This is a genomic window from Brasilonema bromeliae SPC951 (genome assembly GCF_012912135.1).
Taxonomy (GTDB): Bacteria; Cyanobacteriota; Cyanobacteriia; order Cyanobacteriales; family Nostocaceae; genus Brasilonema; species Brasilonema bromeliae.
In genome coordinates this window covers 18,378-32,001 of the sequence record NZ_QMEB01000039.1, presented here as the reverse complement: position 1 = coordinate 32,001, position 13,624 = coordinate 18,378, and the positions used below count along the sequence as shown (strand labels likewise).

Sequence of the window (13,624 nt, the reverse complement as noted above, 5' to 3'; positions counted from 1 at the left end):
TGGATTGCTTATGTACGGACTGGTTACCGTGATTCAGCAATCAACGAATCGCACGTTTTCTACGATTGCGCCACTGTAACTTATTCAGCTTGGTTTTCGCTTTTTTGAGGCTACTTGGTGCAACTATTGTAGAACCGTCAGACAAGGTTGCAAAAGTTTTAACGCCTAAATCTATACCGACTGATTCAACTGAGTGAAACAAAGGAGGGACTTTTTCAACATCCAAGCTAAAACTGACGTACCATTTATTAGCTGTTCTGGAAATAGTGAAAGATTGACTAGAACATAGAAACGGTATTGGTCGCTTAAGTCGGAACTCTCCCAATCCTGGTATCGTGATTCTCTTTCCCGGCTGCAATACTTGCTTATTCGTAAAAGGCAGCATTGACTCACCTTTGGCTGGATAAATTCCTGCTTTTTTAAGAACCGTGAAACTGTCTCCACGCCTTTTAGATTTCATCTGAGGAAACCCAGAATCTCCTTTGCGCCAACGCTCAACAGCTTTTGCTAAATTACGAAGCGCAGAAGAATAGATTGCCGATGGATATTGTTTCATCCAAGTATAATCAGCATTGGTTTTTACGTAATTAGTAAAAACCTTTTCAATCGCTGTTAAACGCTTAGAATCACCTGCTTTAATTCCCTCAAAATCCCAAGAACTAGTAAGCATTGACAACCCAAAGTTGTAAACAAAACGAGCAAAGCCAGCACATCCAGCTAGCTTAGACTTTTCCTGATTATTCAGTTTCAACTCCAGCTTTAGTGAATACATGACGCCTGCCTGCTTTGTTATACTGCTAGTATACCAGTTATACTGTCAAATGTGTTATGCCTTTTCCTAAATTTAAACCACAAGGAGATGAAGCTTTAGATAAGATTCCTTTTCAGGTAAAGGTAAGATCTGGCTTAAGAGAAAGAATTAAGGCTATACCTGGATGGCAGTCGTTATTGAGAGAAAAGCTAGAACAATGGGTAGAAGAATGGGAGAGAAATATTGATAAATGAGCGAATTGTTGAATGATTTAGTTACTTAGTCGCACGTCTTTATAAGTCAGGATGGGCTTGGAAAACCTGAAATGAGGTGCAGTCCGAAACCTGATCTGAGGCAATCTGATTACTGATTCGCAAAAACTGAGAGTGTACAACCAGTTGCTTGCACACCTCGGTTTTTGCGAATCCATTATTTTCGCGCCCATACCTGTGTTACACGAGGGATGCCAAACGCTGTTGTTTCGTCAGCGGCTAACGCTTTGATTTGGGCAATCTTCTGGTTAATCTCTTCTTGTGTCGTCAATCCAGCTTCAATCAAAGCGTCATTTGCCTCGAGTAGTGACAAATCCACTAGACGCTTAGTCTCTCCACGCACTACGACAGCTTGCGCCAAAGAAATTTCTGGAGCTACGAATCCACTATCTTGGAAAATCCGGTGGAGCATAATTCCCATACTAAAGTGCTGACCTCTTGCATGTGAGAGAGCAAGGAAAAGCTCAAAACAGCGGTTGTAGGCTGGGTTAGAAGGTTCACAAAAAGCAGTACTAAAGTCTGCTTCTTCACACACAAGCAGTCCCCCAGGTTTAAGAAGTGATCGCATTTGGAGAAGTGCATCAATAGGACGGGTTAGATGCATTAGCAAGAAGCGACAGTAAACTAGATCAAAGGAGTCTTGAGGCAATCCAGTATCGTAGGCGCTACCAAGACCAAATGTTACATTACTTAAACTAAGAGTTTTTGCATTGCGTCGCGCTTGTTCTACTTGCTCCGCGCTCAAGTCCACACCAACAACTGAGCCACTAGAACCAACTTGTTGAGCCACCCAGTTAGATACATTTCCAGTACCGCAGCCAATATCAGCTACTGCCATTCCTTGCTCAAGTCCAACTCGTCGAAATAGGAACTCAGTATAAGGTCTGTGGATTATATTGAGGATTGAAAGTCGATATGCGCCCAACTCTCCAGTAGCAAGTGTATAACGATCATTTTGCGTCATTGCCGTTGTCTGAGCAGCTTCAACAGATTGTAATTCTTCAAACATGATATTGTGTCCGATACAAGACTCGCTTTATCATACAGATCCTTTGTTACCTGATGGTTAACTAGGCTGCTGGCTCCCCCTGCGCCAAAAAGTTTTACTCGTAGTGTTGTGAGGCGAGGGGTGCTAAATAGCGTTTGCGACGATATTGCAAGCTCCTCCAAAGCAACACGCAAGCAAATATCATGGTTGAGAGCAGCACAACACTGGCTCCAGAAGCAATATCGAAGTAGTAGCTTAGGTAAATACCGATAAAGGCGATCGCAGCTCCCAAAAAACCAGAAAAAATCATCATGTAACCAAAATGGTTACTCAACAACCGTGCTATTGAAGCAGGAATCACCACCGCCGAAATAATCAGTGTTACGCCTAACACATTAAGCGTTGCTACAAGCATTGTCGCCAGCATCAAAGCAAACAATGTATCCATTGCAAACACAGGAACACCGTGAACCTGAGCAACTTCTCTGTCGAAACACCAAAATAATAAAGGGCGATAAAAACAGAAAACTAAGCTCAGCAAAACAACGGTTACGCCTGTCACAACCCATAAATCTGTTGGAGAAACTCCCAGCACATTACCAAACAAGGCGGCTTCAAAATTTTGGCTAAACTTCCGGTAGCTGCTGATAACAGCTACTCCTAAAGCAAAACTCGCAGTTGTGACAATACCAATTGCCGCATCTGAGTAGATTTTGCGTCCTGTCAAATATTGGATCAAAACAGCAGAACCAAATCCCCATATTCCAGAGCCAATGTAGAAATTAAGTCCCAAAACATAGCTTAATACGGCTCCACCCAAAATAGCATGAGATAAACCGTGGGCAATGTAGCTCATCCGGCGAGTTGTAATATAAACACCCATCATGCCACATAACAAACCTGCCATCATGCCAACTAAAATGGCACGGCTAAAAAACTCATAGCGGAAGGGTTCGAGTATAAAATTCATACAAATATGTTGAAATCACGCAGACTTCGATTTACCTTGAAGTAGGCTTGGAGGCAAGTTGCGTTGCATTTGATGGCGCAACGAAGTTCCCCCGCTAGCAATCAAAATGCGGTCTTCTTGGTGGAAGACAACCATTTGGGCACCAAAGGTGCGCTCAAGGTTAGCAGGAGTAAAGATATCAAGCGGTTGTCCTTGACAAATCAATCCGTGGTTGAAACACACAACCCAAGGTAGATGTGTGGCGACTGAGTTCAGGTCGTGAGTGGATAGTAGAATCGTCAAACCTTGCTGATTCAAATCCGCTAATAAATGTAAGAGTTCGTGCTGAACCTGCAAGTCCGAACTGCTAGTCGGTTCATCTAATAATACGATTTCTGGTTCTCCCACCAGCGCACGGGCGAGAAAAACCCGCTGCTGTTGTCCCCCAGATAATTCACCGATGGGTTGGCGGGCGATATGAGCAACTCCTACGCGGTTTAGGAGTTCTCTAGCTGCAGTGCGATCGCCTCTTGAAGCCCAAGGTAACATTCTCTGCTTCTGATATCGCCCCATCATCACCACTTCTTCAGCTGTGACAGGAAAGTTCCAGTCTACCGTTTCGACTTGAGGCACATAACCCACTCGTGGCGGTGATGTCCCTGGCTGCAAACGTTTCCCCCGAAACCAAATTTCTCCAGCCCAAGGATGAATTAACCCCAAAATTGCCTTCATCAAGGTGCTTTTACCGCTTCCTGATGGTCCAACCAAACCAGAAAGTTGACCACGATACAAGGACAGATTTACCTGTGTAAACACAGGTTTGTTTTGATAGCCGCAAGTTAAATTTTTAACTTCTAGTAGTGGTTGTTCCATTAACAATAAATAACCTTGGCAGCAGGCGCAATGCATTGTTAAGACTAAATGATAAGTCCAGTCTTTAAGGCTTATCTTTGGTTTTTATTTATTTTTGAGAAGTTTTTGTCTCGTTCGCTGTTGGTCCAACTACATTGGCAGTATTGACATTTTTCACTAGCTCAGGATTTCCGCCTAGATTTTCAGCAATAATCCGCATATTGTTAACCATCATCCCAATGTATGTATGTTCAGGGTTGGTGTTTTCCATTGCATTAGCTGACCCCTTGCCAGGTAACTCATCATCAGCAGTATTGGCTGTTTTCACCTTCGCTTCTCGGGCAATCTGCTCTTGTACCTTGCTAGGATAGACTTCTGAACCAAAAATGGCAGGAACGCCAACTTGACGAATTTGAGTAATTAGCTTTGCCACGTCTTGGGCAGAAGGCTCTTTAAAATCTGATGGTTGAATCGCACCAATGACTTGAAAGCCGTACTCTCTTGCCCAATACGCCCAAGAATCGTGGTAGGTCAAAAGTTTGCGATTTTTAGCTGGTATACTCTCCACAACTGCACGATTTGCTTTATCTAGTGCATCCAGGCGTTGCAAGTAGTTTTTCAGATTGGTAGCGTAGTAATCTTTACCAGCCGGATCTAACTGAGTTAACTGTTGGGCAGCTAATTTGGCGTAGGCTTCAGCATATTTGGGATTCACCCACAGGTGGGGATTGGGATCGCCCTTTTCTTTGGGAAAGCTGAAGTCGTAAATCCACTGACTTTGGGTGATAGTGTTATCGCCAAGTTCGTAAATATTAGTTTCTTTAGGCTTAGAAGCTTTTGCCAGTTTTTCTGTCGGGCTTTCCAAGTGCAACCCATTGACGATGATTAACTTAGCTTTGGAGAGCAAATCAGCATCCGAAGGACGAGGCTCAAAGGTGTGTGAGTCTGTACCTTCAGGAATAATGCCTGTGACTTGAACGCGCTCTCCTGCAATATTACTGATAATGTTAGTTAAAGGTGCTACAGTAGTGACAACTAAAAGCTTATTTTGAGCTTTTTGGTCTCTAGCCTGAGCAGGAGTTGCTGTTGCTTCTGGAGTAGGAGATACTGTTTGATTCCCTGGTGTACTGCAAGCGACCACTGAAAAGCTCAGTGCCAACACCATTGCAGAAATTTTTTTCATTGGCAGTCAATCTTAGCAATTTCTCTATCTTTAATAGAGAGTTTTTCTACATCAAAATGCAATCCCCTACCTGGGGATATGACAAAAGTTTATAGTATATTTAATTACTTATAATTGAAAGACTTTGCTCTAAGTGTATACACGGCAGCTTGGAGTGACTCGGACTAAAAAGAGCTTTACATAACAGTAACTACAGGTTGATACTGCATCCGTTTTGATGTCACAAAGGTGTAACCAGGTAGACCTGCACTTTGCTTACGTACACTTAAGATCAGGCAATTATCCAAATATCAGCAAAAATGACTGAATGATTAAGTTACTATTGTTTCGGTTTTATTGGTGGTAAGGTGTTAATGGCTGTTTGGCGTAGATATACCGTTATTATTCCTATTAGCTTGAGTATCGCTTTGTTAGTGACTGCGTGCAGTGAGAGCAAAGCCTCCCAATGTGAGCGACTGGTTAGCCTCATTAACAAAGGAAGTGACCTGATTGATAAAAATAAAGGTCAGCAGGTGACAACCAGCTTGCAACTATCCAAGGATTTGGAAGCTGTGACCAAAGAAATTAAGGAGCTAAATTTAAAAGACCCCAAGCTTCAACAATTTCAGAGCAGTTTTGTCAAGGTGTTTGAGACTTTCAGTCAATCAATTGCTACAGCAGGTAAGGCTCTTGGTTCAGCTAAGACAGCTCAAGCCTCATCAGAGGGTAGGGTCAAAATTCAAAAGGCAAGAGGAGACATCGATACAGCTCTGACAGCAGCCGCAGATGCTGCTAAACAGTCTGATGCGCTGGCGTCTGAGGTGAACAAGTACTGTAGCGAATCAAAATGAGGTAAATGGGTTTGCAGTAGCACGCAAGTGCTACTGTAAATCGTTAGACTATAGCTAAATTTACAAAACTCTAGTTTTAAGACCTGCGATGAGAAGGCGCATCACAGCACGGGCTTCATTCTCAACGTCTCGTTCCCTATCTTCGATCACAAGGACGGGGTGATGGAAACGTAAGGTAGCGCTACGTACTACAGATGCAGCTGCTTCGGCATCAGTAACTTGAAATTCTCCCGATTGAATACCCTCATTGATAATCTGAAAAAGAAGACTGTGAATGTAAGTTAAATGCTTTTGAACGACATCATTGCATTCCTTGGCAACAGCATAATAGGTCGCGAAAATCTCTGGATCTGTCAAAAACTTCTGGCGCTTTACACGATGCAGTTCAATCACAAAATCTTCTAACTTAAGAGCCGCTGAGACTTCTCGTGCAACAACGAGTGCTAGATGCTTTTCTGCTTGGGATAACCAACGTTGTGTAATTCCATCAAAGATTGCTGCCTTGGTTGGAAAGAATCGATAGACATTGGAATGAGACATCCCAGCTGCACGTGCGATATCGACGACAGTCATCTTAGATAACCCGTGACGCCGCAGTTGTTGTTCTGCTGTCATCAGGATAACCTCTCGCGTTTGTTCAGAAGTGTTTGATGGTTCGGGCACTTCTATAACCCCTTGTTGAATTATGCATAGACATAAGCCATCATGGCTTCTGGATAACGTTCACCAGCTACGACATTAACTGGAAATGAATGTTCCAGTTCCTCTAGGTCACCTTTTGTCAGAGTTATCGCAGCCCTTCGGGTTCGCAGTTGCTTCAAGTCGGGGAACCCGCCCAACGCACTGCTCACCGCACCGAGATTTTCTTCCAGATATTTCCGGCGCTTGGTACCGACAATTGAGACAAGATCATTGCCTTGAGCTATTACCCAGGCGATCGCCAGTTGTGCTGGAGTGCAGTTTTTGGAAGTAGCGATCGCCTTGAGTTTTTCGACCAAGCCAAGATTGTGTGTCAAATTATCCCCTTGATAGCGAGGCATCCTGCTGCGTGTATCTCCCGATTGTTGGAGAGAAGTCTCATCTATCTTACCTGATAACAAACCACGGGACAACGGACTATATCCTACAAGACCAATCCCTAGTTCTCGCAACGTTGGTAACAGTTCCTTTTCGATTTCCCGACTCCAAAGGGAGTACTCAATTTGGACGGCTGAAATCGGATGAATCGCATGAGCGCGGCGTAGGGTTTGCGGTGCAGCTTCAGAAAGTCCAATGTATTTCACTTTACCCTGTTTCACCAACTCGGCTAAAGCGCCAACAGTTTCTTCAATGGGGACGTTTGGATCGACACGGGACGGAAAATAAAGGTCAATGTAATCGACATTGAGACGGCGCAGACTATGGGCTATTGCATTTTGGATTGCGACAGGACGCCCATCAAAACCAATCCAACCACCATCATATGAACGTAGTGCACCAAACTTTACTGACAAAACAACCTGCTCTCGCCGTCCTTCAATTGCCCGACGGACCAATTCCTCATTGTGTCCAACTCCATAAAAATCCGCAGTGTCGATGAGATTGACACCCATATCGATTGCTTGCCTAATGGTGGCTATGCTCTCTTGGTCGTCACGAGGACCATAGAACTCTGACATCCCCATGCATCCTAAACCAATCGCTGATACTTCAAGCCCTTGATGTCCTAAAGCTCTCCGTTCCATGTAGACCTCTTTGTATGTCTTACTTTCCCAGAGTACCATGACAAATAACATAATTAATTATTTGTCATTGGTTAGTAACAGACCAATGAACATAGGTATTTCTCTAGACAGTTGACAAGAATTTATGAAACTGTATTAGGGCAAGATGAAATCTATAATCATAGCCAGCACAAGCGCACCATTCCAGATGAGAAACTTGTTCATGGTAAAGTGGTTCTGATTTACGCATTGGCTATACTAGTGGCTTAGCCCGCTTGATTGACCATTTCCTCAGTAGTCATTTTTCCTACCTGATGCAGTTTTGATAGTCAATCAGCTAGCTTATAACTATACGGAGAAATCGGAATCATTTACACGTCTTCAAGGAAACAGCTATGAAAGCGGAACTCACTGAATTGATAGCCAAAGTCATGCAAGTCCTGCGCATCAATATAAATTGGATGACTTGGAACTTATTTCTAGCTTTTATACCTTTGGCTTTGAGTGTTTGGTTGTTTCGCAATGGGCGCGGGCGGTCTTGGGTTTGGTGGTTGGGATTTATTGTTTTCTATAGTTTTCTACCGAATGCACCTTACCTGCTGACTGATATCATTCATCTTATAGATGATATTCGTACAATTCAGTCTGTATGGATAATAACCCTCATACTGATCCCGTTGTATGTATTGGTTATTTTAGCTGGATTTGAAGCTTACGTTATATCTTTAATTAATTTAGGTTATTACTTACATCGCATTGGTAAGAGCAAATGGATTTTGTGGGTTGAGTTAATTACCCATGCTCTCTGTGCTGTTGGTGTTTATTGGGGACGTTTCTTACGTTTTAACAGCTGGGATTTTGTGACTCAACCTGACGCTTTGCTAACTAGAGGTATAGAGGATATTCTTGGTAAACAGCCTCTGGTGATTATTGCTATTACCTTTGGCATACTTGTCGCTTTACATTGGATTATGAAACGAGTGACTTTGGGTTTTTTTTCGCAAAGGGGAAAAAACTTAACTAACAACTCAAAACATATGAACTCAAACACGCCTAATGTTGGATAACTAATCAATAATTTTTGAATTTTTCTTATTCCTACACTCTACGGGAACAGAAATTGTATCCAAATTTCCTGCCATAGGAAAGATGAAACGTAACTTTTCTTGACGTGAAATAAATCAAGCTCAAATAATTGGGGGCAAAGTCCCATAGAACCGTTGAATATATCAACGGTGTTGTTTGGATGTCCACTCACGTTAATACGAGGAATATGGCATGACATTAATTTCTAGAGAGGAAATCAAAACACTTCTAGAACAGCCAAGACAAAATTCTGTTTCTATTTATATGCCTACGCAGTTAGCTGGGCCAGAAGTTCGACAAAACTCAATTCGCTTTAAGAATTTAATCAAAGAGGCTGAGGCACGTTTAATTGATGCAGGTCTTGAGCAGAACGATGTCATTGAATTGCTAGCAAAATCTGATCAACTGGATGATTCAAATTTCTGGGAACAAAACGTAGACCAAGGACTAGCAGTTTTTATTTCTAGAGATATTTTTCGCTACTATACTCTACCTCTGACATTTGACGAGTTGGTTGTAGTGACAGACCGATTTCATATTAAGCCACTACTGCGGATATTAAATGGAGATGGGCGTTTCTACCTGTTAGCTCTCAGTCAAAAAGATGTTCGTTTCTTCGAGGGAACACGCTATAGCATCAAAGAGCTAAAGGTGGAAAATATGCCTAAAAGTCTGGATGAGGCGCTCAACTATGATGACACTGCTCAACAAGGTCAATTCCGCATTGCTACATCCAAAGGGGGAACTGCTAATGCTTCTGTACAACCAGGATCGTTTCACGGGCAAGGTAGTCCCGATAGAGATCAACACCAGAAAGACATCTTACAATTCTTTCAGGTTGTTAATCACGCCCTAGAAGAGAAACTGCGAGAGCAAACAGCGCCTTTGCTACTGGCTGGGGTGGAATACTTGATGCCCCTTTACACAGAGGCAAATACTTACCAACATTTAATTGAAGAAGGTATCACTGGGAATCAAGAGATTCTCAGCGCACAAGAACTACACGAACGAGCTTGGCCCATTGTTGAGCCACACTACCATAAATCACAGCAAGAAGTTGTAGAGCGATTTAACGAATTGTTTGGTGGTAATACTGGCAAAGCATCCAATGAACTCAAAGAAATTATTCCAGCAGCCTATTATCAAAGAATTGATTCATTGTTGGTTGCTACCAGTCAGCAGCAATGGGGACTGTTTGACCCTACCTCAGAAACTGTTTATTTGCACCAAGAAGAAGAAACTGGTGATGAGGATTTGTTGGATTTCGCTGCAGCTCATACCTTGTTAAACGGTGGTACAGTCTACGCCGTTGAGGCAGAACAAGTACCCTTTAGCACACCTGTTGCAGCAATTTACCGTTATTGATGTCGTTGCCGTTGTATAAAGTATAACAAGCTATATACAACGCCAATTAGAAATATTAAGCTGTCACGTATTAAAACAATTATCAATTATTAGTTTTGATTGTTCATTGTTCATTATTGAATTTGCACACCACCAGAGACTAGACTACTTGCTAGCACTACAGCGATTTTCACTTGCATCCACAACATGGTAGAGCTATAACAGTCCCCCTATAAGCGCGGTGTATTTCAATTAAGCACAACTTTACACAGAGTTGCTGTTACACCGTATTTTTTACATATTCAAATATACTGACAATTTATCTTAAATCATAATCAAAACATTAGCAAGTAGTTGAAAAATCATATCATTTGTGAGAAAGTATCATAGCAAAATCTAAGATCCACTGTCAAATTCATTGATTGACACTCGTACAAAAGCTATGCCAAAAGCAGCACGCTCTGTCAGGCTGAGCACGTATGCGCTTTGTGTTCAGTTTTCCTGCTGGGTAGGCTCAAATGCTAGATTGCAAAGCTTTTTGTGTCTTTTTAACGGTGAGAGTGTTTTCTCCGTGATGTACTAATTTGAATGTTTTAATGATTACCTTTTAAACACTTTTAGGAGCAAAAATGAGAAAATTTCGTTACATCTGCCTAACTATTGCTAGTGCAATCATCTTCGCTCTGACTTCCTGTAACGGTACACAAACCGCAGAAAATCCAACAGCACCAGCTGCTAACTCCAGTCCCCAGGCTACTGAAGCAGTGAGTCATAGCGGACACAGCAGCAAAAAGAAAATCAACATCAACAATGCGATCTTGTCGGAATTGGATAAATTTGAGGGACAGCTTGGTGTTCCGGCATTATCAAATAAAATTCAGGCAAGTCGTCCCTACAGCAGTCCTGAGGACTTAGTTTCTAAAAAAGTGATTACTCAGGAGCAATTCAACCAAATTAAGGATCAGGTTACGACTCAGGAAGTCGTTCTAACTGGGGAACCAAAAGATGTGGACTATATGACCAAACTGGGACTCATGAAAGGACACCTTTTGGTAGCAAAAGAACTGTTGGATCAAAATCAGCCCAAAAAGGCAGAACCTCATATCGGTCATCCAGTTGAAGAGATTTATGTTGATGTAGAAGACCAATTAAATGAGCGCAAAGTTAAAGAATTTAAGACATCTTTGGTGAGTTTACAAGATTTCGTCAAAGCCAATCCCAAAAGTCCCAAGGTCAAAACTGATTTTACCTCTTCGATGCAAGCAGTTGATGGCGCTGTGACAGCTTTACCAGCAGATCAGCGATCGCAACCTAGATTCGCGCTACAAGTCATTAACGGATTGCTAGATGCAGCTAACTCAGAATATGGTGCGGCAATTGCAGATGGTAAAATTTCTGCAGAAATTGAGTATCAAGATTCCCGTGGCTTTGTCAACTACGCTGATGACTTATATAAAGGTATTTCTAGCAAAGTGGCTAAAGACCATCCCCAAGAACATAAAGCAATTGAAACCAGTATGGCTGAACTGATAAAAGTTTGGCCCTCTGCTATTGCACCAGCTAAACCAGTCAAAACCCCTGGGGATGTTACCAAGCTGGTAAAAACCATTGAGGAAAATTCTCAAAAAATAACAGATAGTTCCAGCACTCAAGCAAGCGCAATAGTATTTTGAATTGTTTGTAGTGGTACTTGCCTGGGATTTTACTCTCGGGCGAGAATTTAAAATGAGTGCACAGTGAACAAAGAGTTATGAGTTAAGAATTGGGTTAAGCCATATCTTGCATCAGCATTTTCAACGCTCGTGAAATTTATTTCCGCTCATTAGCGAGCAAGTAAGCGAAAGCTTACTAAGCACATATTCTAGCCCATTTCAATGGGCTTGAGTTTTTAGCCGGAACTTTAGCTCACAGGCTCGGTGCAAGGTATGACCATTAGCCAAATTGCGAGAGCTTTAACTTTTGACTTGTCAATTAATGAATAACTTATCACTCATCACTCAAGAAACTTCTACGTATCACTATAATCACTAACATGATGCAAGAGCTTGACCAGAAACAAACAATCAATCTGCTGAACGAAATTATAGAGTGTGAGCTATCAGGAGTCGTGCGTTATACTCAATATTCTTTGATGGTAACTGGTCCTTACCGCATTACGATTGTAGATTTTTTGAAAGAGCAGGCGAGCGAGTCTCTACTTCATGCCCAAAAAGTGGGAGAAATTCTCACAGGGTTAGAAGGTCGTCCTAGTTTGCAAATTTTACCAGCAGATGAAACTGATAAAGATTCAGTCAAGGATATCTTAGCGGAAAGTTTAGCCCATGAAGAAAAAGCATTGAGACTGTATAAAAATCTGCTGGAAACAGTAACCAATTCTAGTATTTATCTTGAACAATTTGCTCGTAATATGATTGGTGAGGAAGAGATGCATAATATTGAACTGAAAAAGATGTTACGCGATTTCACTGAATAGTTATTAGTTATTAGTTATTAGTCATTTCATTTCTACTCATGACTAATGACTAAGCACCGAGACAAAATAAAGAAGGACAAATAATGAACTTTAGTGCTGCCTTACCCACTTTTGTGATTACACTCCGAGAAGGAGTAGAAGCTGCTCTCGTAGTTGGCATTGTACTAGCTTTGCTAAAAAAAGCTAAACAATCTCGTCTTAACTCTTGGGTTTATGCTGGTGTCGGCGTTGGCATTATTGTCAGCGCACTCATAGGTTTTCTTTTCACTCTTGCGGTTCAAGCACTCAGTGCAATTAATCCCCAATACTCAACCGTGGTTGAACCAATGATGGAAGGTGTGTTCAGCGTGTTAGCGATCGTTATGCTCAGCTGGATGCTTATCTGGATGACCAAACAAGCCAGATTTATGAAGGCTCAAGTTGAAGGAGCAGTAACAGATGCTTTAAAGCAGAATAAGGTTGCTGGTTGGGGTGTTTTCAGTTTAGTATTTATTGCCGTTGTACGCGAAGGTTTTGAAACGGTTCTGTTCGTTGCTGCTAACATTCAACAGGGGCTTGTTCCTGGTTTTGGCGCTGTTGCTGGTATTGCAGTCGCAGCATTAATCGGTGTGTTGTTATTTCGATGGGGTGTTAAAATTAACATCCGCCAATTTTTCCAAGTCATGGGTGTTTTCTTGGTGTTGATTGTGGCGGGCTTAGTGGTGACAGCTTTGCAGAAGTTTGACGAAGGTTTTGCTACCCTTGCTCTTAGTAATCGCGCCTCGGAAGGTCTTTGTTTTTATTACGAACGGTTCACGAGAATTCGCTCTTGTATCTTAGGTCCAATGGTTTGGAATACTTCCAACATCTTGCCTGATGAAAAGTTCCCTGGCGTTATTCTTAATGCCTTGTTTGGTTACAAGCAATATCTCTATGTTGTGCAAGCAGTGGGATATGTCCTATTTTTAGTAACAGTTGGTGGTTTGTATTTGCGTAGTATCATTGGTACAGGAAGTGGTCGTCCTAAAAAGCAGTCAGCTGCACAGAAATCGATGGGTTCTCTAAAGGATTAGCCAAAATGGATAAAGGGTTTACCCTGAGCGTAGCCGAAGGGTTCGTAGTGAGCGCTTAAACGCTCATTACAAGCCAAATTACCAATCACCAATTCCCAATGACTAAGATTTGTGTCCAAGAGCGAAGCTATCGCATTGCAA

General features: G+C 42.1%; 14 protein-coding genes. 7 read left to right on the top strand and 7 right to left on the bottom strand.

The window, feature by feature from the left end; all coding sequences use genetic code 11:
* Positions 1 to 40: 40 nt before the first annotated feature.
* Complete coding sequence (locus DP116_RS07510) at positions 41 to 772, bottom strand: RNA-guided endonuclease InsQ/TnpB family protein (protein WP_169154585.1); 732 nt, start codon at positions 770 to 772, stop codon at positions 41 to 43.
* Between the two features lie 56 nt (positions 773 to 828).
* Here DP116_RS07510 and DP116_RS07505 point away from each other — a divergent pair, with 56 nt between their 5' ends.
* Positions 829 to 1,005 carry a hypothetical protein gene (locus DP116_RS07505; RefSeq protein ID WP_169154584.1) on the top strand — a complete coding sequence of 59 codons (177 nt, stop codon included), beginning with the start codon at positions 829 to 831 and terminating at the stop codon, positions 1,003 to 1,005.
* A gap of 175 nt (positions 1,006 to 1,180) precedes the next feature.
* Here the strand turns inward: DP116_RS07505 and DP116_RS07500 are convergent, their stop codons facing one another.
* The 4 genes from DP116_RS07500 to DP116_RS07485 form a co-directional block, all read right to left on the bottom strand.
* Positions 1,181 to 2,032: a class I SAM-dependent methyltransferase gene (locus DP116_RS07500; protein WP_246275527.1), complete on the bottom strand. Its 852-nt coding sequence runs from the start codon at positions 2,030 to 2,032 to the stop codon at positions 1,181 to 1,183.
* Between the two features lie 94 nt (positions 2,033 to 2,126).
* Positions 2,127 to 2,981 carry a metal ABC transporter permease gene (locus tag DP116_RS07495; RefSeq protein ID WP_169154583.1) on the bottom strand — a complete coding sequence of 285 codons (855 nt, stop codon included), beginning with the start codon at positions 2,979 to 2,981 and terminating at the stop codon, positions 2,127 to 2,129.
* A 15-nt stretch (positions 2,982 to 2,996) separates the two neighbouring features.
* Positions 2,997 to 3,833 (bottom strand): metal ABC transporter ATP-binding protein, encoded by an 837-nt coding sequence (locus tag DP116_RS07490; RefSeq protein ID WP_169154582.1) that lies wholly within the window; start codon positions 3,831 to 3,833, stop codon positions 2,997 to 2,999.
* A gap of 88 nt (positions 3,834 to 3,921) precedes the next feature.
* Positions 3,922 to 4,995 (bottom strand): metal ABC transporter substrate-binding protein, encoded by a 1,074-nt coding sequence (locus DP116_RS07485; protein WP_169154581.1) that lies wholly within the window; start codon positions 4,993 to 4,995, stop codon positions 3,922 to 3,924.
* Positions 4,996 to 5,348: 353 nt separating this feature from the next.
* Here DP116_RS07485 and DP116_RS07480 point away from each other — a divergent pair, with 353 nt between their 5' ends.
* Positions 5,349 to 5,825 carry a hypothetical protein gene (locus DP116_RS07480; RefSeq protein WP_169154580.1) on the top strand — a complete coding sequence of 159 codons (477 nt, stop codon included), beginning with the start codon at positions 5,349 to 5,351 and terminating at the stop codon, positions 5,823 to 5,825.
* Positions 5,826 to 5,885: 60 nt separating this feature from the next.
* Here DP116_RS07480 and DP116_RS07475 read toward each other — a convergent pair whose 3' ends face one another.
* Together DP116_RS07475 and DP116_RS07470 are read right to left on the bottom strand one after the other, a co-directional pair.
* On the bottom strand, positions 5,886 to 6,488 hold the full coding sequence (locus DP116_RS07475; protein ID WP_169154579.1) for a TetR family transcriptional regulator: 603 nt from the start codon (positions 6,486 to 6,488) through the stop codon (positions 5,886 to 5,888).
* 20 nt (positions 6,489 to 6,508) lie between these two features.
* Positions 6,509 to 7,549, bottom strand: a complete 1,041-nt coding sequence (locus tag DP116_RS07470) for an aldo/keto reductase (RefSeq protein ID WP_169154578.1) — start codon at positions 7,547 to 7,549, stop codon at positions 6,509 to 6,511.
* 374 nt (positions 7,550 to 7,923) lie between these two features.
* On the opposite strand from DP116_RS07470, the gene DP116_RS07465 reads away from it, so the two are divergent.
* The 5 genes from DP116_RS07465 (at position 7,924) to DP116_RS07445 (ending at position 13,483) form a co-directional block, all read left to right on the top strand.
* Positions 7,924 to 8,595 (top strand): DUF1361 domain-containing protein, encoded by a 672-nt coding sequence (locus DP116_RS07465; RefSeq protein ID WP_169154577.1) that lies wholly within the window; start codon positions 7,924 to 7,926, stop codon positions 8,593 to 8,595.
* A 211-nt stretch (positions 8,596 to 8,806) separates the two neighbouring features.
* Positions 8,807 to 9,979: a baeRF7 domain-containing protein gene (locus DP116_RS07460; RefSeq protein WP_169154576.1), complete on the top strand. Its 1,173-nt coding sequence runs from the start codon at positions 8,807 to 8,809 to the stop codon at positions 9,977 to 9,979.
* A gap of 608 nt (positions 9,980 to 10,587) precedes the next feature.
* Positions 10,588 to 11,631: a ComEA family DNA-binding protein gene (locus DP116_RS07455; protein ID WP_169154575.1), complete on the top strand. Its 1,044-nt coding sequence runs from the start codon at positions 10,588 to 10,590 to the stop codon at positions 11,629 to 11,631.
* A gap of 362 nt (positions 11,632 to 11,993) precedes the next feature.
* Positions 11,994 to 12,431: a ferritin-like domain-containing protein gene (locus tag DP116_RS07450; protein ID WP_169154588.1), complete on the top strand. Its 438-nt coding sequence runs from the start codon at positions 11,994 to 11,996 to the stop codon at positions 12,429 to 12,431.
* A gap of 83 nt (positions 12,432 to 12,514) precedes the next feature.
* Entirely contained in the window at positions 12,515 to 13,483 is a 969-nt protein-coding gene (locus DP116_RS07445) for an FTR1 family iron permease (protein WP_169154574.1), read from the top strand.
* Positions 13,484 to 13,624: the final 141 nt, after the last annotated feature.